The 23,110-nt window shown below is 42.4% G+C and carries 21 protein-coding genes, 1 tRNA gene and 1 other annotated feature; all 22 genes read right to left on the reverse strand.

Annotated elements, in window-relative coordinates; genetic code table 11:
- Positions 1-250: 250 nt before the first annotated feature.
- A complete protein-coding gene (gene tig, locus CEF17_RS12385; protein WP_100399799.1) occupies positions 251-1,576 on the reverse strand; it encodes a trigger factor in 1,326 nt (441 codons plus the stop codon).
- A 157-nt stretch (positions 1,577-1,733) separates the two neighbouring features.
- Positions 1,734-2,768, reverse strand: coding sequence for a tetratricopeptide repeat protein (locus CEF17_RS12390; protein ID WP_100399800.1), 1,035 nt, complete (start codon positions 2,766-2,768; stop codon positions 1,734-1,736).
- Between the two features lie 191 nt (positions 2,769-2,959).
- The gene (leuD, locus tag CEF17_RS12395; RefSeq protein WP_100399801.1) at positions 2,960-3,547 is read right to left on the reverse strand and encodes a 3-isopropylmalate dehydratase small subunit; all 588 of its coding nucleotides are present in this window, start codon (positions 3,545-3,547) and stop codon (positions 2,960-2,962) included.
- 22 nt (positions 3,548-3,569) lie between these two features.
- Positions 3,570-4,979, reverse strand: a complete 1,410-nt coding sequence (leuC, locus tag CEF17_RS12400; protein WP_100399802.1) for a 3-isopropylmalate dehydratase large subunit — start codon at positions 4,977-4,979, stop codon at positions 3,570-3,572.
- 35 nt (positions 4,980-5,014) lie between these two features.
- Positions 5,015-6,115, reverse strand: a complete 1,101-nt coding sequence (leuB, locus tag CEF17_RS12405) for a 3-isopropylmalate dehydrogenase (protein WP_442857438.1) — start codon at positions 6,113-6,115, stop codon at positions 5,015-5,017.
- Positions 6,116-6,145: 30 nt separating this feature from the next.
- A complete protein-coding gene (locus CEF17_RS12410) occupies positions 6,146-7,693 on the reverse strand; it encodes a 2-isopropylmalate synthase (RefSeq protein WP_100399804.1) in 1,548 nt (515 codons plus the stop codon).
- The gene (gene ilvC / locus CEF17_RS12415; protein ID WP_100399805.1) at positions 7,680-8,702 is read right to left on the reverse strand and encodes a ketol-acid reductoisomerase; all 1,023 of its coding nucleotides are present in this window, start codon (positions 8,700-8,702) and stop codon (positions 7,680-7,682) included. The genes CEF17_RS12410 and ilvC overlap by 14 nt, the downstream gene beginning before the upstream one ends.
- Before the next feature lie 32 nt (positions 8,703-8,734).
- Complete coding sequence (gene ilvN, locus CEF17_RS12420; protein WP_054635081.1) at positions 8,735-9,256, reverse strand: acetolactate synthase small subunit; 522 nt, start codon at positions 9,254-9,256, stop codon at positions 8,735-8,737.
- Complete coding sequence (ilvB, locus tag CEF17_RS12425) at positions 9,253-10,980, reverse strand: acetolactate synthase large subunit (protein WP_100399806.1); 1,728 nt, start codon at positions 10,978-10,980, stop codon at positions 9,253-9,255. Before ilvB ends, ilvN begins: the two co-directional genes overlap by 4 nt.
- Before the next feature lie 138 nt (positions 10,981-11,118).
- Positions 11,119-11,388: a binding site (T-box leader), on the reverse strand.
- Between the two features lie 7 nt (positions 11,389-11,395).
- Complete coding sequence (gene ilvD / locus CEF17_RS12430) at positions 11,396-13,063, reverse strand: dihydroxy-acid dehydratase (protein ID WP_100399807.1); 1,668 nt, start codon at positions 13,061-13,063, stop codon at positions 11,396-11,398.
- Between the two features lie 29 nt (positions 13,064-13,092).
- Positions 13,093-13,998: a branched-chain-amino-acid transaminase gene (gene ilvE / locus CEF17_RS12435; protein ID WP_100399808.1), complete on the reverse strand. Its 906-nt coding sequence runs from the start codon at positions 13,996-13,998 to the stop codon at positions 13,093-13,095.
- Between the two features lie 627 nt (positions 13,999-14,625).
- A tRNA-Arg gene (locus CEF17_RS12440) sits at positions 14,626-14,702 on the reverse strand.
- A gap of 111 nt (positions 14,703-14,813) precedes the next feature.
- Positions 14,814-15,317 carry a metallophosphoesterase family protein gene (locus tag CEF17_RS12445; RefSeq protein WP_100399809.1) on the reverse strand — a complete coding sequence of 168 codons (504 nt, stop codon included), beginning with the start codon at positions 15,315-15,317 and terminating at the stop codon, positions 14,814-14,816.
- A gap of 16 nt (positions 15,318-15,333) precedes the next feature.
- Entirely contained in the window at positions 15,334-15,924 is a 591-nt protein-coding gene (locus CEF17_RS12450) for an XTP/dITP diphosphatase (protein ID WP_100399810.1), read from the reverse strand.
- Complete coding sequence (rph, locus tag CEF17_RS12455) at positions 15,893-16,690, reverse strand: ribonuclease PH (protein WP_054635083.1); 798 nt, start codon at positions 16,688-16,690, stop codon at positions 15,893-15,895. The genes CEF17_RS12450 and rph overlap by 32 nt, the downstream gene beginning before the upstream one ends.
- Positions 16,691-16,869: 179 nt before the next feature.
- Positions 16,870-17,964 carry a GerMN domain-containing protein gene (locus CEF17_RS12460; RefSeq protein WP_100399811.1) on the reverse strand — a complete coding sequence of 365 codons (1,095 nt, stop codon included), beginning with the start codon at positions 17,962-17,964 and terminating at the stop codon, positions 16,870-16,872.
- A gap of 344 nt (positions 17,965-18,308) precedes the next feature.
- Positions 18,309-19,115: a glutamate racemase gene (gene racE, locus CEF17_RS12465; RefSeq protein WP_100399812.1), complete on the reverse strand. Its 807-nt coding sequence runs from the start codon at positions 19,113-19,115 to the stop codon at positions 18,309-18,311.
- A gap of 53 nt (positions 19,116-19,168) precedes the next feature.
- Complete coding sequence (locus CEF17_RS12470) at positions 19,169-19,615, reverse strand: MarR family winged helix-turn-helix transcriptional regulator (RefSeq protein ID WP_100399813.1); 447 nt, start codon at positions 19,613-19,615, stop codon at positions 19,169-19,171.
- A 212-nt stretch (positions 19,616-19,827) separates the two neighbouring features.
- Entirely contained in the window at positions 19,828-21,546 is a 1,719-nt protein-coding gene (ptsP, locus tag CEF17_RS12475; protein ID WP_100399814.1) for a phosphoenolpyruvate--protein phosphotransferase, read from the reverse strand.
- The gene (locus CEF17_RS12480) at positions 21,546-21,809 is read right to left on the reverse strand and encodes a phosphocarrier protein HPr (protein WP_054635086.1); all 264 of its coding nucleotides are present in this window, start codon (positions 21,807-21,809) and stop codon (positions 21,546-21,548) included. Before CEF17_RS12480 ends, ptsP begins: the two co-directional genes overlap by 1 nt.
- 425 nt (positions 21,810-22,234) lie before the next feature.
- Entirely contained in the window at positions 22,235-22,450 is a 216-nt protein-coding gene (locus CEF17_RS12485) for a helix-turn-helix domain-containing protein (RefSeq protein WP_100400900.1), read from the reverse strand.
- Between the two features lie 190 nt (positions 22,451-22,640).
- Positions 22,641-23,108: an acyl-CoA thioesterase gene (locus tag CEF17_RS12490; RefSeq protein WP_100399815.1), complete on the reverse strand. Its 468-nt coding sequence runs from the start codon at positions 23,106-23,108 to the stop codon at positions 22,641-22,643.
- Between the last annotated feature and the right edge of the window lie 2 nt (positions 23,109-23,110).

A 23,110-nucleotide genomic window follows, 5' to 3' on the forward strand; every position in this document is an offset into this window, starting at 1 on the left:
ACCTGCATGCTTTAAGCCAACCATTGAAAGTGTTAGCCTCATTTCTATGTATTATACCTTTATCATGTAAGATAAACTTCATATTTCTTTACATTCAATAAGAACTGCCAATTTCCTCTTTTTATACAGGAAAAAAATATTATGTGCAAAAAGTATAAATGTTATGAATTTATGCTTTTTGTCTCTGTTTTTTTAGAAGAAGAAACAAGGCACGTTAGTCCGTGCCTTGTTAATGCTTTTATCTATTAAATTACGCCTCTTCACTCTCAGCTTCTTCTTTCTTTTCTACAACCTTGCTGTTTTCTACAAGGAGGTCAATGGCTTTTTGCACTTTAAGATCACCTTTTAACGCGTCATCTCCGCCTTGCATAGCAAGAAGGTTTTTAATTTCATCTTTTGAGCGCTGGTACGTTTCAGCCATTTTTTCAAGCTCTTTATCCACATCTTCATCAGATACTTCAATGTTCTCTGCTTCAGCGATTGCTTCGAGAGTAAGGTTCATTTTCACACGCTTTTCTGCTTCTTCCTTAAATTGCTCTTTCATGCCTTCTTCGTCTGTTCCAGAGAATTGATAGTACATATCCATTGACATTCCCTGTGCCTGCAGACGCTGGCTGAACTCCTGCATCATGCGGTCTGTTTCCGTGTCAATCATTGCATCCGGAATATCAATCGTCGCATTTTCTGCTGCTTTTTCTACAACCGCATCGCGTTCGTGATGCTCTTTCGCATGCTCTTTATCATGCTTCAGACGTTTTTCAATATCTTGTTTTAATTCTTCAAGACTTTCAACTTCTTCATTTACATCTTTGGCAAACTCATCATCGAGCTCTGGCAGCTCTTTACGCTTGATGTCATGAATTTTGACTTTAAAGGTAGCTGCTTTACCTGCAAGATCTTCGGAATGGTACTCTTCAGGGAAGTTTACCTCCACATCTTTTTCTTCGCCTGCTTTAAGGCCGACAAGCTGCTCCTCAAAACCAGGAATGAATTGACCAGAACCAATTTCTAGAGAATAGTTTTCAGCTTGTCCGCCTTCGAACGCTTCACCCTCTACAAAGCCTTCAAAATCAAAGACAGCAGTGTCGCCTTCTTGGATCTCGCCATCTTCCACAACAACAAGTTCAGCATGCTTTTCCTGAAGCTGTTTCAGTTCATTTTCAAGATCTTCGTCAGCCACTGAAATATCAAATTCTTCGACTTCAAGACCTTTGTATTCTCCCAATTCAACTTCCGGTTTTACCGTAACCGTTGCTTTGAATGTAAGGTTTTTTCCTTTTTCCATTTCATCGATATCAATTTCAGGACGATCTACAGGCTCAATTCCTGTTTCTTCGACAGCCTCTGAATAGGCTTGTGGAAGAAGGATATCCAACGCATCCTGGTACAAAGATTCAACGCCGAATCTTTGTTCGAAGATCCCGCGTGGAACCTTTCCTTTACGGAATCCAGGTACGTTAACTTGCTTACGTACTTTTTTAAACGCTTGGTCCAGGGCTTCATCGACTTTTGCCGCTTCTACATCAACGGTTAGTATCCCCTGGTTTCCTTCTAACTTTTCCCAATTTGAACTCATTTATACTTTCCCTCCAAGTTTCATAGGTTAATTCTCAACTATACGCTTCTTTTACAACCACTACATTATAACATAATAACCTTTCATTTCAATGATAAATGGGTCTGTGGCAAGGACAGGTAAAATATTCATATGTTTATGGTTCATTGAAATACTACTAAGTAAGAAACTCTTCCGTATTTAACTGTTGCAGCTCATCTTTTAACTTTTGACAGCATGTCTCATCCGTTTCATATAAACGTGCGAGCTCTTGGACGTCTGGCTCCTGCCCGAAATGTGTGGCAGCTTCATGGTGAATAGCCGCCGCCCAGGCTCCTGCTTCCTTTGGTTCTAATGAAAAAGGATAATAATGCAGGGAAATTTGTTTTAAAAGGTGATGAGCTGTATTAAATAATGAAGGATCACTTTGACCCAGGTGTTCATCTAAAAGTGAAAAGATAGAAGGAACGGGTTCAATTTCCTCAAAGGAAGGCAGCTCTTCAGGAACGACAGTTATCCCCATTTCTTTTTTCACTATCGTCACTTCTTGTGATATTCCCCGGTCCTTTAAGAGAAGCAATATGAAGCTCTTAATGACAGGGAATGCCTTCTCAGATTTCATCACTTGCTCAAAATCTCTCAGTTCTATGGAAGACTTTTCTCCTTTTAAAAGAGACAGTGCTTGCCACTGCTGCTCAAACGATCCACTTGTTAATAAATTTAATGCTGTACCTGCAGCCTCCCTGCTCATTTGCAGTTCTTCTTCATCTTCTACAAGTGTCCGACTTTGTTCATCAGCCTCTATCATAGACTTCGATAAAGCCATCATTTCAAAAAACGGCTCAGCTAAATGAGCGGGAAATCTCGTTTCACTTTGGACGGCTTCAAGAGTGCTGACAACCTTTTTGTATTCTCCCAGTTGCGCTAAAATGGATATATAAACTTGAAGCACCTCAAAATATTCTCCCTTTGCCTCCTGGAGCATTGTCTCTGCTAAACGTTTTCCTTCTTTTAAGTCTCCAGCGTCTGCGTATGCTAAAAGAAGACCATACGAAGCTTGCTCATTATCAGGGTCATGGGCCAAAGCTTCTTGAAACATTGCAACCCCTTCTTTTGGGTTGCCCTTTTTTAAATGATCCAGCCCACGTTCAACTAACGTGTTAGCAGCCCCTGGAAATTGAATGACCTTTCCCTTTTCATTTTCCTGTCCCATACTATAGGCCTCCTGCCAGCATTTCCTCATTGTATCGCTAGTGTAGCAACTTATGTATATAAAAACAAACCAATAATGTACATTTAGATTTTTTTCTATAACTTGTCCTTATATTATGGCTAAGTATGTGTAAAGCACTGGTATGTTACCAGAGAAAAGAGGCAGCCGCCATGGATGCCTCTTTCTTAGTGTTATGCTTGAACTTTTTCTTCATATGCTGAAATATCATCACCATATTGGAGAGTAAGACTGATTTCATCCCAGCCCTTTAACAGCATTTCTTTCCAGTAAGAGTCCACTTCAAAACTAGTTTGATACCCGCTTTGATCTTTAACCGTTTGATTTTCCAGGTCTACAGTTATTTCATTTTGCTCAGCCTTACTGTTTTCCATGAGAGTATATACTGTCTCTTCAGGCAAACGAATGGGAAGGATACCATTTTTAAAGCAATTATTGTAAAAAATATCCGCAAAACTAGGTGAAATGATAACCTTAAATCCATAGTCTTGCAGTGCCCATGGTGCATGCTCTCTTGAGGAGCCGCAGCCAAAATTATGATCAGCAATCAGGATGCTTGCTCCTTTTGCTTCTGGCTTATTCAGTTCAAAATCTTCATTGTCTGTGCCGTCAGCATTAAAGCGCCAGTCAAAAAACAGGTATTGACCAAAACCGGTACGCTCTACTCTTTTTAAAAATTGCTTGGGGATAATCTGATCTGTATCCACATTTACTCTGTTTAGTACTGCCGGTTTTCCAGTATGAACAATAATCGGTTCCATGCTTCCACCTTCTTTGTATATATTAAACTGGTGTATTTTCCAATGTTCTTACATCAACAAACTTTCCAGTAACAGCTGCTCCGGCAGCCATTGCAGGGCTGACTAAGTGGGTACGTGCTCCTTTTCCTTGGCGCCCCTCAAAATTTCTGTTGGAGGTAGATGCGCAACGTTCTCCTTCAGGAACAAAATCAGGGTTCATGCTTAAACACATACTGCATCCTGACTCGCGCCATTCAAACCCGGCTTCTGTAAAAATTTGATCCAAGCCCTCAGCTTCAGCTGCTTTCTTAACATTTTGGGAGCCCGGCACAACGATAGCTCTGACTCCATCTGCAACCTTGCGTCCCTTCGCCACTTTTGCAGCTGCTCTTAAATCACTGAGACGAGAGTTTGTACAGGAACCAATGAATACATGCTGAATTTCGATATCCGTAACCTTAGTGCCTGGTTTTAAATCCATGTATTCCAAAGACTGCTGAATTGCTTTCTTTTCAACACCCTCGGCTTGCTCAGGATCCGGCACTTGTCCGTTAACTCCGATGCCCTGGGAAGGATTAGTTCCCCATGTAACCATAGGCTCGATTTCATCACTGTTGATTTCTAATACTGCGTCATACGCAGCTCCTTCATCAGTGGCAAGGTCTTTCCACTCCGCTACTTTCTTCTCAAACTCTTCTCCACTTGGCACTTTCTCTCTGCCTTCCAAGTAATCAAAAGTTACCTGGTCGGGACTGATTAATCCTGCTTTTGCACCCGCTTCAATTGACATGTTACAGATGGTCATTCGTTCTTCCATCGTTAATCCTTTGATCGCTTCGCCGGTATACTCTACGACATGTCCTGTGCCGAAATCGACACCGAATTTAGCAATGACGGCAAGAATAATATCCTTAGCAGTAACCCCATCTTCAAGTCGGCCGTTGACCCGGACTTCCATCGTTTTTGGTTTAGACTGCCATAACGTTTGAGTAGCCAGCACGTGCTCCACTTCACTTGTGCCGATGCCAAATGCCAATGCGCCAAACGCTCCATGAGTAGATGTATGACTATCTCCACAAACAATGGTTTTACCAGGATGCGTCAGGCCCAATTCGGGCCCGATTACGTGAACGATTCCATTATTCGGGCTGTTTAAATCAGCAATTTCTATGCCGAATTCTTCACAGTTTGCTGACAGAGTTTCCATTTGTTTTTTGGCAATCGCATCTGTAATATTTAAACGGTCCGTGGTAGGAACGTTATGATCCATCGTTGCAAATGTTAAATCCGGACGGCGAACCTTTCTCTCAGCCAGACGAAGACCTTCAAAAGCCTGGGGAGATGTTACTTCATGAACCAAGTGCAAGTCTATATACAAAAGATCCGGCTTTCCCTCTTCCGCTTTGACAGTATGACGATCCCAGATCTTTTCTATAATAGTTTTTGGTGCCATTATGTTCCCCTCTCTTTCCTTCCAATTATCCCTGATTATGAACTTGGAGCTGCTTTGACCTGCTTGCGCAGAAGATCAATTACTTTTTCAGTCATTTCTTCTGTGTTTAATACTTTATCTTCCGGCTTTGCGATGTCTCCGGTACGGTGTCCTTGAGTCAGCACTTCAGCTAGAGCAGCGTCAAGAGCTTCTGCTTCTTCTACCATATTAAAAGAATACTTTAACATCATTGCTGTTGAAGCAATGGTTGCTAACGGATTAGCTTTTTTCTCTCCCGCGATATCAGGAGCTGATCCATGTACTGGTTCATAGAGACCTGGGCCTCCGCTTCCAATGCTTGCCGATGGAAGCATTCCTAAAGAACCGGTCAGCATGGATGCTTCATCACTTAAAATGTCACCGAACATATTTTCTGTTACTACAACATCAAATTGCTTCGGATCTCTGATAAGCTGCATGGCTGCGTTATCCACGAGCATATGCTCAATTTCAATCTCCGGATAATCCTTGCTGACTTCCTCAGCTACTTCTCTCCACAGCCTGCTCGTTTCCAGAACATTTGCTTTGTCAACAGAAGTTACTTTCTTTCTTCTTACTTTAGCTAATTCAAAAGCACGACGTACAATTCTTTCAACCTCTGAACGCTTATAAGAAAGAGTATCTACTGCTGCTTCCTCGTCGTCTTCCTGGCGACGTTCTTTTGGAACTCCAAAGTAAAGTCCTCCTGTAAGTTCACGCACGATCATTAGATCTACTCCATCTACCACTTCTTTACGAAGCGTAGAAGAATCAGTTAGACTTTCATGACCAGTAACAGGACGAAGGTTAGCAAAAAGATTCAAGGCCTTTCTCAAGCCTAACAGTCCTGTTTCAGGACGCATATCACCTGGAAGAGTATCCCACTTCGGCCCCCCTACAGCGCCCAAAAGTACTCCGTCACTTTCCTTACATGCATTGACTGTCTGTTCAGGGAGAGGAGTATTTTCTTGATCAATAGCAACTCCCCCAATTTTTTCGTAATTATAATCGAATTTGTGGCCATATAAATCCGCCACTTCATCAAGCACTTTAATAGCTCCCTCTACTACTTCCGGGCCTATTCCATCCCCGGGAAGGACAGTAATACGTTTATTCATGTACATTCTCCCCTTATTGGTTTGGCTCTGTTAAATTTGAACTTTTTCAGCTTTTTGTTCTTCTCCGCTCTTACGGTTTAAAATCCTGTTTACTGCATTGATATACGCTTTTGCTGACGCTTCTAACACATCATGGGCTGTGCCTCTTCCCGTAGACTCAATCCCTTGAAATTCAACTTTTACAAACACTTCAGCTAACGCATCTCGGCCCCCGCTGATCGATTGAATCCGGTAGTCTGTTAAGGTAACTTCTTGCCCGATAATCCGCTCTAGAGTGTTATAAACAGCTTCTACACTACCAGAACCTGTTGCAGCCTCCTGGATCACTTCGTGGTTAGGATTTCTCATGGTTACCGTAGCTGTTGGTATATTGTTCGTCCCGTAATTAACCTGAAGGGTTTCCACTTCAAAATACTTAACAGCCGCTCCCACCTTTTCATCAGTCATAAGCGCGAAAATATCCTCATCAGTAACTTCCTTTTTCTTATCTGCCAGCTCTTTAAAGGATTTAAAGACTTTGTTTATCTCTTCATCAGATGCTGTGTAGCCTAGGTCCCTAACTTTTTCTTTAAAGGCATGACGTCCGGAAAGCTTTCCAAGAACCATTCGGTTTGCGTTTACACCGACAAGCTCAGGAGTGATAATTTCATAAGTTGTCTTCTCTTTCAACACGCCGTCTTGATGAATGCCAGATTCATGAGCAAACGCATTGTCTCCCACAACAGCCTTATTATTAGGGACTACCATGCCAGTTAATTTACTTACCAGGCTGCTGGTTTTCTTAATTTCATGTAGCGTTAGCCCCGTGGTAGCCTGATAGAAATCATTTCTGATTTTCAATGCTACTGCAATTTCTTCCAAAGAAGCATTGCCCGCTCGCTCACCTATACCATTTATGGTGCACTCTACTTGCTCTGCCCCGCCTTCAATCGCAGCAAGTGAATTCGCAACAGCCATTCCAAGATCATCATGACAGTGCGCTGACAGCTTAGCTTTGTCACTATTAGGAACATTGGTCTTAATATAGCTGAACATGTTCTTTATTTCTTCTGGAGTGATGTATCCTACAGTATCAGGAAGATTAATAACCTCCGCTCCTGCGTCAATGACTTTTTCTATAATTCTGACAAGGAAGTCTAAATCAGATCGGCAAGCATCTTCCGCTGACCACTGTACATGAGGAAACCTCTTTTTAGCGTACGTAACAGCTTCTACTGCCTGCTCGATGACTTGGTCAGGAGTCATTTGCAGTTTATGAGTCATATGAATGGGCGAAGTGGCTATAAATACATGCAGTCTTGGTTCAGCCCCTCCTTTTAACGCTTCCCACGACACATCGATATCTTTTTTCAAAGAACGAGATAAACCCGTTACAGAGCTTCCTTTTACCTGATCAGCTATCGCTTTTACTGACCTGAAATCTCCTTGGGAGGAGGCAGGAAATCCTGCCTCAATAATATCAACACCGAGCCGCTCTAATTGCTTGGCAATTTCCATTTTTTCTTCAAAGTTTAAATTAACTCCCGGAGACTGTTCTCCATCGCGAAGTGTCGTATCAAAGACGTTAATTTTTTGCACTTCCTACCACTCCTTTAGATCGTCCTTTAACAAATGGCATCATTTCACGCAGCTCACGACCCACTTCTTCGATAAGGTGCTTGTTTTCTCTATCATTTGTTGCATTAAACTCTGGGCGGTTAGCCTGGTTTTCAAGGATCCAGCCTTTAGCAAATTTTCCAGTTTGAATGTCTGAAAGAATACCGCGCATAGCATCTTTTGTATCCTCGGTAACAACACGTGGACCTGCCTGGAAATCGCCCCATTGTGCTGTATCAGAAATGGAATAACGCATTCCTTCAAGGCCGCCTTCGTACATAAGGTCAACAATTAGTTTTAATTCGTGTAAGCACTCAAAGTAAGCAACCTCAGGCTGATATCCTGCTTCTACTAAAGTTTCAAAACCAGCTTTCACTAATGCCGAAGTACCACCGCAAAGTACTGCCTGCTCACCAAACAAATCTGTTTCAGTTTCCTCTTGGAAAGTAGTTTCAAGGATTCCAGCTCTTCCGCCGCCGATTTGCTTTGCATAAGCAAGAGCCAAGTCTTTTGCATTTCCTGTTGCATCCTGGTATACAGCAATAAGTGCCGGCACGCCAGCCCCATCTTCAAATGTACGTCTTACAATGTGACCCGGACCTTTTGGAGCGACCATAAATACGTCAACATTTTCTGGAGGAACAACCTGGTTAAAGTGAATATTGAATCCGTGTGCAAATACAAGAGACTTACCTTCAGTCAATTCTGGCTCGATTTCATTTTTGTATGTGGTTGGCTGATATTCGTCTGGAAGAAGTACCATAATTACATCAGCTTTGGCTGCAGCTTCACGCACGGTAAGTACTTCAAACCCATCTTCTTCTGCTTTATCCCATGATTTTCCTGGACGAAGACCGATGACTACGTTTACTCCACTTTCGCGAAGGTTCTGGGAATGAGCATGGCCCTGAGAACCATATCCTACTACTGCAACTGTTTTGTCTTGTAATACTGCCTCGTTAATATCTCCATTGTAAAATACCTTTGCCATAATAAATCTCTCCCTTTTTTTATATAATTTAGTTAATTGATAATAGAATACCTTGAACCCTCAAAAACACTTTTCTTAGTTCCGCGTTTGAAGGCGGTAATCCCGGTTCTTGCTAGCTCTTTAATTCCATAAGGCTTTAACAAATCAATAAGAGCTTCCACCTTTTGGTGGTCTCCTGTCACCTGAATCGTGACACTTTCTCTGCCAACATCAATAATTGAAGCTCTAAATGGAGCAGCAAGGGATGCTAGTTCCCCCCGGTGCTGGGGAGAAGCAACCACCTTAATTAATGCCAGCTCTCTGGCGACAATTGCTTCGTCGGAAATGTCACGGACTTTTAGTACGTCCACCTGCTTATTAAGCTGTTTGATCACTTGGTCAAGAGACCGGTGGTCATCAACATTTACCACAAATGTCATCCTTGAAATAGATGGATTCTCAGTGATTCCTACAGTGATACTCTCTATGTTAAAATGCCTTCTGGCAAAAAGCCCGGTAATTCGGTTTAACACACCTGATGTGTTGTTAACAGTAGCTATGATTGTTCTTTTCATGGTTTGATCCCCTCCATTTCGTGATGCCCTTTTCCTGGGGCGATCATAGGATAAACATTTTCATCCTTCTTCACTCGGAAGTCCAACAGCATCGGACCATCGTATGCCATTGCTTCACGAAGCACCTCTTTTACCTCACTTGGATCATCAACCTTCTGAGCTTTAATGCTGTAAGCTTCTGCTAGTTTTACAAAGTCAGGCTGGATTGGAAACAGAGAATTTGAGTAGCGTTCTTCATAGAAGAGCTGCTGCCATTGTCTCACCATCCCAAGAGATGCATTATTAACCAGGATTATCTTCACAGGGAGGTTAAGCTCCTGAAGGATAGAAAGTTCCTGGGCTGTCATCTGAAAGCCCGCATCCCCCAGCACGGATACCACTGGAGTCTCCGGTTCAGCAAATTGTGCCCCTATGGCGGATGGGAAGCCAAATCCCATAGTGCCTAAACCTCCGGAAGTCACCCAACGGTTTGGCTTATTGAATTTATAATACTGCGCAGCCCACATTTGATGCTGGCCCACATCAGTCGTAACAATGGCTTCTCCCTCAGTGACCTCATACACCAATTCCATTAATTCCTGAGGCTTAATAATCCCCTCTTCTTTTTCGTACCAGAGAGGATATTCCTGACACCAGGATTTCACCTCTTTCTTCCACTCATCGCATTGAGAAGGCTTGCCATTAGCTTGAATCATCATTTCCAGTGCCTTTTTCGCATCTCCAACGACAGGAATCTGGGTGTCGATATTTTTTCCGATTTCTGCGGGATCAATATCGATGTGCGCCACTTTCGCTTCTGGAGCAAAATGAGCCAGGCTGCCCGTTAGACGATCGTCAAATCGAGCTCCCACATTAATCAAAAGGTCACATTTATGAAGAGCCATGTTTGCGGCATACATTCCGTGCATGCCCGCCATTCCTAGAAAGAGTTCATGGTCTCCAGGAAAGGCTCCCAATCCCAGCAGAGTACTAACCACTGGAATCTTCTGCTGTTCAACATAGGAGAAAAGCTCTGAAGAAGCATGGGCATGAAGGATGCCTGCTCCTGTTAAAATAACCGGTCGCTCAGCTTCCGTCACAGCATCTGTCAGCTTTTTGATTTGAATCTTATTCGGCACCACAGTCGGCTGGTAGCCTGGAAGCTCAAGCTTTTGATCATAGTCAAACAAACCACTATCTATAGATACATCCTTAGGCAAGTCAATGAGGACCGGTCCAGGTCTACCCGTAGTTGCAATGTGAAAGGCTTCCTTAATCACACGAGGCAGTTCCTTAATACTGCGCACTTGGTAGTTGTGCTTTGTAATCGGCATGGTAACACCGATCATATCAGCTTCTTGGAAAGCATCCGTACCGATAACAGAAGTTGCTACCTGTCCTGTAATGACAACAAGAGGCAGTGAATCAATCATTGCATCCGCGATGCCAGTTACTACGTTCGTTGCCCCGGGCCCAGAGGTAACAACACATACACCAGGCTTCCCAGACACTCTGGCATAACCTTCAGCTGCATGAATGGCGCCCTGCTCATGCCGTGCCAAAATATGGCGAATGCCTGTGCGGTAAATCTCATCATATGTTGGGAGAATTGCTCCTCCCGGATACCCAAAAATTACATCAACATTTTCCTTAGCCAGTGCACGGATAAGCATACTTGACCCTGTGATTTCTTGGTTTTCTTCTTCCATTCGCATTTCTTTTTTCTCCTCTGCTTTCGTACTCATGATTGCCTCCTCCTTATATGTGGTTTTCTGACATTTTACTCCAGGAAGTAGACTATTTATCTGGGATTTTCAGTTCTACGGCGCTTATCAAGGCATGAAAAAAACCTTCTCTCCCCTATAAAAGCCGAAACAATCGACTAAAGGGGTGAAAAGGTCTCCTTTCCACGGTACCACCCTTCTTCACAGCACACAGATATTGCACTGCCTCAGCGGCGACGAAATCATCGTCGTCTCTTTTTGATAACGAGTAAGAGAACTTATGTCACTTACTCGGCCGGTATTACTTGTTGCCTTTCATACCGACACTCAGAGGTGAGTTCACTATTGAAGGAAGCACCGTATCTCAGCATCCACGGCTCTCTGTTGGTTCCTTTTTCAATAGCTACTTTTCCTCTTCTGCGTGTTTTTTATGAAATTAGTACTTCATTACTCCGCCAGTGTTAGCAGAAGTAACTAATTTAGAATAACGGGCAAGATACCCTTTTTTCACTTTTGGTTCCGGCTCCGACCATCCTTCCATTCTCTCAGCAAGTTCTTCGTCTGATAGATCTACATGTAATCCTCGATTAGGAAGGTCGATTGTTATTTTGTCCCCACTTTCGATAAATGCAATGGGTCCTCCTTCAGCAGCTTCCGGCGAAATATGGCCAATTGATATGCCCCGCGATGCTCCTGAAAAGCGTCCATCGGTTAACAAAGCAACCTTTGTTCCTAGCCCCCGTCCGCTTATAGAAGAAGTCGGTGTAAGCATTTCTGGCATTCCCGGCCCGCCTTTAGGTCCTTCATAGCGAATGACCACTACGTGCCCTTCTTTAACGGTCCCGTTGTTAATGCCTTCAATTGCTTCGTCCTGGGATTCGAAAACAATGGCTTCACCTTCGAATCTTTTAATAGAAGGATCAACAGCTCCAACCTTGATTACTGCCCCATCAGGAGCAAGGTTTCCGTATAAGATGGAAAGACCGCCCACAGGGCTGTATTCATTGCCTTTGCGCCTTATCACGTCATCATTCAGAATTTCTGCATCTTTTACGTTTTCGTAAATGCTTTTTCCTGTGATTGTGATCCTGTCAGGATGTATAGCTCCATCAATTTGTGCCAGCTCTTTAATAATCGCTGATACTCCCCCTGCTTTATGGACATCATCCATGGAATAATCAGAAGCAGGACTAATTTTACTTAAATAAGGGACTCTCTCTGCGACCTCGTTAATTCGTCGGAGATCATAGTCGATTTCTGCTTCATTTGCGATGGCCAGGGTATGGAGTACTGTATTTGTTGACCCGCCCATTGCCATATCAAGAGCAAACGCATCATCAATCGTCTCTTTTGTAACGATATCTCTTGGACGAATATCCTTTTTAATCAACTCTACTAAATGCTTAGCTGCATCCTTGATCAACTGATGCCTTTCTTCAGATGTGGCTACCAGTGTTCCGTTTCCAGGAAGTGCCAAGCCTAGCATCTCCATTAACGAGTTCATAGAGTTAGCTGTGAACATTCCTGAGCAAGAACCGCAAGTAGGACAGGCAGACTGCTCAATTTCGAGAAGCTCTTCCCTTGTCATTTTGCCTGATCCTACAGCTCCAACTCCTTCAAAGACAGAAACAAGAGAAAGGGATTTTCCTTCTTTTGTTCTTCCGGCCTCCATTGGCCCACCAGAGACAAAAACGGAAGGGACATTGGTTCTTACTGAAGCCATAAGCATTCCCGGCGTGATTTTGTCACAGTTAGGAATAAAGAACACTCCGTCAAACCAATGGGCATTAATCACTGTTTCTGCTGCATCACAGATAATTTCTCTGCTGGGTAGAGAATATCTCATCCCTATGTGTCCCATCGCTATTCCATCATCCACTCCAATGGTATTGAATTCAAATGGGATAGCTCCCGCTTCACGGATTGCTTCCTTCGCCACTTCAGCAAATTTATTTAAGTGCATATGTCCTGGAATGATATCTATATATGAATTACAAACGCCGATAAACGGCTTATCCATATCCTCTTCTGTTACCCCTGTAGCTCTAAGCAGGCTCCGGTGAGGAGCGCGGTCAATCCCTTTTTTTATCATGTCGCTTCGCATCTTTATCTCTCCCACTGCATCTCTCTCTGCTATCCTACTTCTACTTCTGATTCTTTAGAGTAAACTTTCACTCCGTCTTCTACGACTTTTTGACGGAAAGCTTTCAGTAAACGCTGTGTCTCTGGACCAGGTTTCCCCTCTCCAACTTCACGGCCGTCGACTTTTACAACCGCAATCACTTCAGCAGCTGTCCCTGTTAAAAATACTTCATCTGCTGTGTAGACATCGTGTCTGGTAAATGGCTCTTCTTTTACTTCATAGCCCATATCTAGAGCAAGGTCCACAATTGCGTTTCTTGTAATTCCTTCTAGTGCCCCGATGTATCCTGGAGGAGTTAACAATACGCCTTTTCTCAAAATAAAGACATTGTCTGCGGAACCTTCTGCTACATACCCTTCATTGTTCAGCATTAATGCTTCACTTACTCCTGCCAGACTGGCTTCTATCTTAACTAATATATTATTTAAATAGTTTAGAGATTTCACTTTTGGGCTCAATACATCCGGTCGGTTCCGCCGGGTAGCCACTGTGACAATTTCAAGCCCTCTTTCATATAATTCTTTAGGATATATGGCAAGCTCTTCAGCTATTACAATCAGCTGCGGCTTTGCACAGGTAGTTGGATCTAACCCCAGGTTTCCTACTCCACGAGAGACCACCAGGCGTATATATGCATCCCGCAATGCATTTTTTTTGAGGGTTTGAACAATAATGTCTGTTAATTCATCCATTGTGTATGGAATATTCAGCATAATTGATTTAGCTGAATTGAAGAGACGCTCTAAATGCTCTTCTAGTTTGTAGACATTCCCATGATATACGCGTATCCCTTCAAACACTCCATCTCCATAAAGAAAGCCATGATCATAAACAGAGATCTTAGCATCTTCCTTTTTTACAAACTCTCCGTTTAAATAGATCCATTGTTCACCCACTCTAATCACCCCTGATGTCTGCTTAAATATTCGAAAAAATCTAACTGATAATAGGTTCACAAATTATATCATTATTGCCCTTTTGTTCTCCTGCAGAGGGCAATTGTTCTTCTCTTGACTACAAAATGTGTTTGACGTTTATAATACGCCCATTAGGGTAAGTGGTCAACCACTTTTTAAAAATTATCCGACGATTCAAATTATATAATTTCTTATGATAACGCTTTCAGTATTATTGTTAAAGGGTTCAATGTCTTCATTTTTTTATATTCATTAATTGAATGTTGTGTAAAAAGAAAAAATACTTTCCTAGTTGTAAGGTCATGAAAAACATAGAGAGAGGGGAAGGGATATAATATCAATATAGTTTTATGAAAAGAGACCGTACAGACTCTGGGGTAATTGCTTAATAACTCGCACGTAAAGCATGAAATGACAAAATAAAGGCTTTGTTACCTTTTATTGTTGGTTTTCCCTTTCTGCTAATGCTATTTCCGAAGGCGTCTCGCGCTCTTATTTATAATCAAATGACTTTTAAAAATTAACAATCACCTTTATTAGAGCCAAAACTAAAAAAGCCTTCCTTGTTGTGTAAGGAAGGCTAAAATATTATGTAAGCAATATAAGTGGCGTCCCAGGAGAGATTCGAACTCCCGACCGACGGCTTAGAAGGCCGTTGCTCTATCCTGCTGAGCTACTGGGACATGAAAATAAGCAAGAACTCATCGGCGACATATATTAATATAACTCATCAGCCGCTAACAGTCAAGGGGGAAATAAAGGAGAAAATAAAAAAATCTCCTTTTCCCTTTGAACTAAAATTTTCTGGATAATTCCGTTATTTCTTTTCCGCTTCCCTGCTCATAGAAAGAAACTGATAAAACCTTATTATTCTCAGCTTCTACGATAGCATACGAAGCGACTGGATAGCCGCGAGGCAAAAGCAGGCTGCCTGGATTAACATAAACGACTCCATTCTCCTCAAGTACACCTGCTTGATGCGAATGGCCAAAAAAAGCAACATTTGCTCCTGCTTCTTCTGCCCGGTAAGTCAAAGAAGCAAGACTCATTTTGATGTTATATAAATGGCCATGAGCTACAAAAACCGTCAGATCCCCTAATTGTTCAACTCGTTCCTCAGGAAAATCCCCTATGTCACAGTTCCCCTTTACAGCCAGCACTCCTTTAAGTTCAGGAGCGTCCGTCGACAATTCAGAATCACCACAATGAATAACATGCTCCACTTCCTGATGGCGCATCTTTACCTCTGTTACTTCTTTTTTGACCCCATGGCTGTCACTCATTACTAGCAGCTTCACACATAACCCTCACTTTTTAAAGAATATCTTTCCATCTTTTTTGCAATTTTTCTAACGCTCGTTTCCGGTGACTTATTCTGTTTTTCTCTTCAGGAGGCAGCTCTGCCATCGTCTTGCCCAGCTCTGGCACGTAAAAGATCGGATCGTATCCAAATCCCTTGTCCCCTTGCTTTTTGTCAGTGATTACGCCATTAACTATACCTTCTACAATCAGAGTCTCCTTGCCAGGCACCGCTACAGCAATGGTACTAACAAAGCGGGCACTTCTTTGGTTAACCGGAACGTTTTGCAATTCCTGCAGAACCTTATCCATGTTTTTTTCGTCACTTTTCTCTTCACCTGCATACCTTGCAGAATAGACACCAGGCCTGCCCTGTAATGCATCTATTTCCAAGCCGGAATCATCTGCCACTGCAGGGGAATGAAAAGCTTGTGCTGCTGCCTCTGCTTTGATCTTAGCATTTTCAGCAAAGGTCTCTCCTGTTTCGGCTATATCTTCAAATTCCACGTCTAACAATGAAGTGACTTTTATATTTTCCCCTTCAAGCATTTCTTCCAGTTCTTTAATCTTTCCCTTATTTTTTGAAGCTAGAATGATCTTTTTCATCCGTTGATTCCTCATTCTTTGTTTTCGTGTTAATTAACGCAGAAGCATCTCCAATTGCTTCTCTTTGGATAAGAAATAATTCCTTTATCCCTTTTTCCCCCAGCTCCAGCAGGTGATTAAGCTGCGCTCTGGAGAATGTAGCTTCTTCTCCTGTACCTTGAAGCTCTACAAATTCACCATTACCGGTCATTACGATATTCATATCTACGTCCGCAGCGGAATCCTCTTCATAGCATAAGTCTAGCAACTCGCCTCTTTCAGGGTCAACTCCTACAGAAACAGCAGCTAAATATTCCTTTACAGGAAGCTCTTTCAGTTTGCCATTATCCACGTGACCTTTCAGTGCAAGGACCATTGCAACAAATGCTCCGGTGATTGATGCCGTTCTTGTACCGCCATCTGCCTGAATTACATCACAGTCTACCCAGACCGTTCTTTCTCCAAGCTTGCTAAGTTCCACTACAGAACGAAGAGCCCGCCCAATTAACCTTTGGATTTCCATTGTTCTTCCTGTAAGCTTGCCTTTTGCTGCTTCTCGTATGTTTCTTTGTTCCGTAGCCCTTGGAAGCATGGAATACTCAGCGGTTACCCAGCCTTTCCCTTCTCCTCTCATAAATGGAGGCACCCGTTCCTCAATACTGGCTGTGCAGATAACTTTCGTATCTCCAATCGTTATAAGCACGGAACCTTCCGGGTGTTTTAAAAAGTCATTATCTATTGTTACAGGTCGTAACTGGTTTGTTTCTCTGCCGTCTATCCTTGTCATCTTGTTTGCCTCCTCGTCTTCAAGTATCTCTTTCTTTTGATCGCCTTATGTATATGTATTACACTATCTCCAGCAAGAAAAAACAGGAAATTTCCGCTTACGAAAATGAAAGAAGGCAGCTTAAGCAGAGCCACCTTCTCTGATTCCTAATTGATTATAGCAGACTTTGATTAGAAGTTCTAAAATTCTCCTGTATTGACCTGGGCAGGTCTGGAAACAGGCTCGGCCAAAACCTCGCCAGAAGTAGTTAGAACTTCATCTGTACCATCTACACTGACTGCTACTTCCTCGATACCCTCTAGTTCAGTAAAGGAAAGTGCCAGAGTGTTCAACACATGATTTGAAATAGCGGTGCCTTCAAGTTCGCTTAAAATTTGATCATTAAAAGTAAGGGAGACAACGCCATCTTCAACAGTCGGTTCCTCTGTTAACTCTACTCCATTTCTAAAGTCCGATAACAAAGAACTCTTGTGCTCAGGTCCCTCCAACAATTCTTCAACCACACTCTCCATTTGGTCTTTTTCCCGGTCTACCCTGCGAGTGACTGGGACGTAGTATACTTCCTCTCCCTTTTGAGAGAGGAAATACACCGAAACACTTTCACTTTGGGTAAGATCGCTTGCGTTTCCTGTTTCAAGATTGATCCCATTCGACCTGCTTAACCCATCCCCAATAGGCGTTTCATTTACAGGCATTACTTCTTGATCATAGCCATTAATCCTAATTTGAACTTCCTCTACGTTCTCAAATTGTGTCAATGTCCATGTAATGGATTGAAGGATGGATAGTTCTTTATCTGCCGGGTATTCTTCAAATTCTGGAGAAAAGTCCGCCACTGCTGTTCCGTCCTCTGTTAAATGAACATCTATCTCTGTGCCAGGAGGCAGTACGGCTTGAAAGCCATTTGGAATCATTTGAGTAACAGGGCCATCAATGACCAGGTATTCTAACGCCTGTCTAAGCGCGCCCTCCTCTTTTGGCAGCGACAAGGTTTGGGGAACAACCATCCCATCTTCGTCTAACAAATATATTTCTCTATCAACTGTTTCCTCACTTATTTCTGCTGATCCCTCTTCTGATTCTGATCCCTCTTCTTCAGAGGTGCCCTCGACCTCATTTCCTGCCTCCATTTCTAATTCAGTCCCCTCATCTATATAATCAATTTGAGGGGAGTCCATTTCTTGACCAGCTTCATTATTCCCAAAGCCGCACCCGCTTAACAACAGACCAAGGACAGCTGCTCCAGACACCCCTTTGATGATTGCTCTCTTCATGATCTATTCCCTCCCATACCTGTTTGTACTTTTATGTATACGAGTATCAGGTTGAAATAGACCAAGCATTTTATATAGGGGCCGTATTGATAGCAAAAAAACTTTCCAGGGCTTAACAGGTATAGTCACAAAAAAGAGGAAAGAGATGCGGGCTAACAAACTGCTATGCTGCCTCCGAGCAAAAGAAACCGTGATGGGAATGAAAAAGACGGGGCTTAGAACATGCTTATGCCCTATAAGCTCGAACTTATTAAAAGACGCCACCGATTGGTAATATGGTAATAAAAAAGAGGGTTTCGCCAACAAGATAAACTGTTGGGAAATCCTCTAAACCCTTAATCCTATTATGATATGGCTTCCAAAGTAATAGGATTCACCTTATCTATTTTTACATCCAGCCAGCGGTTCGCGATCGTGCGAAACTGTTCAGAAGACCCTGTCGTATAAAAAATATGTTCAGGCTCACGGTCACTTGTAAACTGAAGACCATTGTGATAAAGCAAAGTACTTACTTCCCTGGCCGTTTCATCTCCAGAAGAAATGAGTATAATATCATCCCCGACGGCTTGTTGGATGACATCGTAAAGAAGTGGATAATGGGTGCACCCCAGAATTAAAGTATCAAATGATTTCCCTTTTAACGGAGCCAATGTTTGCTTTACAATAGTTAAAGCTTCTTCCCCTTCACACATTCCTTGCTCAACAAGAGGAACAAACGGAGGGCACGCCAAGCTTTCTATTTTTATTTGTGCGTTTATTGTCTTAAGCGCCCGTTCATATGCCCGGCTCGTTATCGTACCGTTTGTTCCTATCACTGCCACGTGGTCTGTCTGAGTTAGCTTTAGTGCTGCAATGGCACCAGGCTGAACAACGCCGACCACGGGAATAGGAAGTTCCTGTCTTACTTCCTCAAGAACCACAGCTGTGGCTGTATTACAGGCAATCACAAGCATTTTTATATCCTTGTCCATCAACCGGTCAATCATTTGCCACGTATATGTACGCACTTCTTCAGTAGGACGAGGCCCGTATGGACAGCGAGCAGTATCCCCAATATATATCATCTTTTCTTTAGGCAGCTGTCTTGCTATCTCTTTTGCAACAGTTAAGCCGCCAAGCCCTGAATCAATTACACCAATTGGTTGGTCCACTTACATTCCCTCAATTTCTATATGATTTTACCACTTACGAGAAGGAAAATTTATCACCCTCTCTGGTCATTATCTATCATCACCTGGTGAAGGGACGAAAGGTTCTTCTCTAGTGAGTTCACTTCTTCTTCGGAGAAATGGATGAGTACATCTGCTAAATACTCCTGCCGTTTCCGTATGACTTCCCGGATAATACTTTCCCCTTTTTCAAGAAGATGAATCCTGACAACACGACGGTCTTTTGTATCTTTGACTCTTTCAACAAGTTCATTCTTCTCCATTCGATCAACCAAATCAGTTGTGGTGCTGCAGGCAAGGTACATTTTGTTAGATAGATCTCCTATGGTCATATCCCCACTTTCATGGAGCCATTGCAAGGCTACAAATTGAGGGGGGGTAATAGGAAACTGGTCTAATATTTCCCTGCCGCGCTGCTTAACAATATACGATACTCTTCGCAAGGATTTTTCTATATCTGCAACTTGGGTTATGTCCGCCATTCTACAGCCTCCCGAGATTCACAATCTGGTTTTATTTTCTCTGTTTTCCTTTGAAATTGCAAGCCTTTAAGAGGAACATTACGTGAACTCCGAGTCTTACTATCACTATATGCAGCGGCGAAAAAAAAGTCATTTCACCCAAAAAAAATGCCGCCTGCTTACTTCAGGCGGCATGGTACTCTGCAGGATATCCTAAATGAGGAAGGATTGAACTAGATAAAACCCTTTTCTTTCACTAACTCTGCCACTTCATCAGCTGTAGATAACGTTAAAGCTTCCTCTACTAGCTTTTCTGCATCTTTTTTAGTTAAGCTTCTGATTTGTGATCTGGCTGGAAGCACAGAAGTAGCACTCATACTAAATTCATCCAGTCCTAGACCTAATAAAAGGGGAACAGCCGTTTCTTCCCCAGCCATTTCACCACACATTCCAGCCCATTTTCCTTCCTTGTGAGCTGCTTCAATTACACTTTTCACCAGTCGTAAAATGGCAGGATGGTAAGGCTGATATAAATGTGATACTTTTTCACTCATACGGTCAGCAGCAAGTGTATACTGAATCAAATCATTAGTGCCGATGCTGAAAAAGTCAACTTCTTTTGCAAACAGTTCTGCTGCCACAGCTGTGGAAGGGATCTCAACCATGATTCCTACTTCAATATCCTCGGAAACAGCGATTGCTTCTTCAATCAGCTGTTCTCTTTCTTCTGCTAAAATCATTTTAGCCTGCCTAACTTCTTCTAGGGTGGCTACCATTGGAAACATGATTTTCAAGTTTCCATAAGAGCTTGCCCGTAAAAGAGCACGAAGCTGTGTACGGAAAATATCTGTCCGTTCCAAGCATAGTCGTATCGCTCTAAATCCTAAAAATGGATTCATTTCTTCTGGAAGGTCAAGATATGGGAGCTCTTTGTCTCCTCCAATATCAAGGGTTCGGATGACTACCGGTTTGCCTTCCATCTTTTTGACTACTGTTTTATACGCTTCAAACTGCTCTTCTTCTGTTGGAAGCTGGTCTCTTCCCATATACAGAAACTCGGTACGGTACAACCCAATTCCTTGAGCTCCATTGCTTAGCACACCCTCCATATCATTTGGAGTCCCAATGTTGGCTGCCAGCTCTACTTCATGGCCGTCCTTTGTTTCTGATGGTTCATTGATTAGCTTTTCCCATTCTTTTCGTTGAGCGTTGAATGTTTCAAGCTTTTCCCGGTATTGTTTGACTACCTCTTCTTCCGGGTTGATCAGCACATCGCCTTCCAAGCCGTCTACAATAACAAGATCTCCGTTTTTCACTGTCTCTGTGGCATTTTTTGTTCCTACCACGGCAGGGATTTCCATGGAACGAGCCATGATAGCAGAATGGGACGTACGACCGCCAATGTCCGTAGCAAACCCGCGAATGTATGTTAAGTTTAATTGGGCAGTATCTGAAGGCGTTAAATCTTCAGCGATTACTACTGTTTCTTCATCAATTGTGGCTAAACTTGTGTTCTCCACACCTAAAAGGTGAAGAAGAACACGTTTAGATACATCACGGATATCGGCAGCCCGTTCTTTCATGTATTCGTTATCCATGTTTTCAAACAAGGAAACAAACGTGTCAGAAACTTCTTTCATCGCAAATTCAGCGTTCACGTTGTCCTCTTTAATTTTGTTCGTGACTCCATCGATAATTTCCGGATCTGATAAGACAAGAAGATGAGCTGAAAAAATCTCAGCCTTGTCTTCTCCCATCTCTTTTAACGTCTTCTCTTTGATGAGCTGGAGTTCTTCTTTGGCTTTATCAAGGGAGTCGTTAAAACGCTTAATCTCTTGATCCGTATCTGTTACTTCCTTCTTTGAAAGATCCATTTCCGGTGTTTCCAATAAGAATGCTTTGGCAATGGCAATGCCTTTAGAGGCGGCAATACCAGTAAGGTTTAAAGACATTATTCTCCTAACCCCTCTTTAATTACTTCTGCCACACCGTTAAGCGCTTCTTCTTCATCAGAGCCTTCTGCTTTCACTGTGACTTCTGCTCCTTTGCCAACTCCAAGAGACATGACGCCCATGATTGATTTTAAGTTCACAGATTTACCGTTGTATTCCAAGGTAATGTCAGAAGAGTACTGACCTGCTTTATTGACAAGCTGGGTTGCCGGCCGTGCATGAATTCCAGTTTCATCAGTAATTGTAAACGTTTGCTCTTGCATGATAATAACCCCTTTACTATTTGTTTTATTTTAGTGAGTAAGGAATAAGGAAGCCTTCCTGTTATTTATAATGTCCTTTACTTACGTTACCACAAACATGCGGTTTTCAACCTAAAAGATGAGCTGAAAGCATAAAAAAAGGCATGAGTAAAATGAATGAACCTTATAAAGAAGCGAAAATGATTCTTTATATGGTCAATCACTTATTTACTCATGCCTGATCGTATCAGTAACACGTAAATCATGTTTGCGTTTTCAGTTTAGGCAATAACCCTTATTTCAAAGTTATTATAGCATTGTGCATTTATCCAAACAAGTATTAAACACTCTTTCGGTAATATTACATATTTTGACCAAATAATGGTCCTGGGCCGCTTTTACCCAATAAAAAACACCGGCCCCTCAAAGAGAGCAGCCGGCACTTATTAAATTTGAATCTCGCCAAGCCTGATTAATTCAATTACGGCCTGGGAGCGCCCCTTTACCCCCAGTTTTTGCATCGTATTTGAGATGTGGTTTCTGACCGTTTTTTCACTAATATATAATTGGCCGGCGATTTCTTTTGTTGTTTTATCTTGAACAAGAAGTTCAAATACTTCTCGCTCCCGCTTGGTAAGAAGAGAGCGCGGGCCGCGTTCCATTTCTTTCAATGATGTCACCCTTTCTGGCATAGACTGCAGTCTCCTCTAACCTGGTTTTCTTAGAGGTGCATATCATTGAAGAAAGAACTTAGTCACCCATATCCTATGTTATCAATTGTTTAACCGTTACCTGTTCTCAAACATAGCCATCATTTATTATAAAAAATAAGCTGGTACCTATAATCTTTTCTTATTGGAGGCTTGCCTGCTTCTCTTTTAGATCTGAGAGCACTTCCACATCCCAGGGCACCGGCTTACCGCTGAATTTTGAAATTTGAACGATTGCTCCACGTCCAGTTAAACAGTAGGAGCCCTCGTTATTCACAGCAAGATAGTGTATATCAAGTGATGTGTTTCCAACATGGTTGACTTTTACATACACGGATAATTTCTCATCAAAGAAAACCTGTCTCAAGTAATTGCACTGGAGGTCGGCAGTAACCACAATCGTGGCACTTTCTTCTTTCAACCACTCATCCATTAAACCTAAATGCTTAAAAAAATCAATTCTGGCTTCTTCAAAATACACAAATGCGTTTGTATTATTTAAGTGCCCAAAAGCATCAGTTTCCGAAAAACGGACTTTCACTTCTGCACTGAATGAGAACTCATTCACCCACTCATTAAAATTTTTTATATACGGTATTGTTTTGGCCATCT

The organism is Bacillus sp. FJAT-44742 (genome assembly GCF_002797315.1).
GTDB lineage: Bacteria > Bacillota > Bacilli > Bacillales > Marinococcaceae > Thalassorhabdus > Thalassorhabdus alkalitolerans.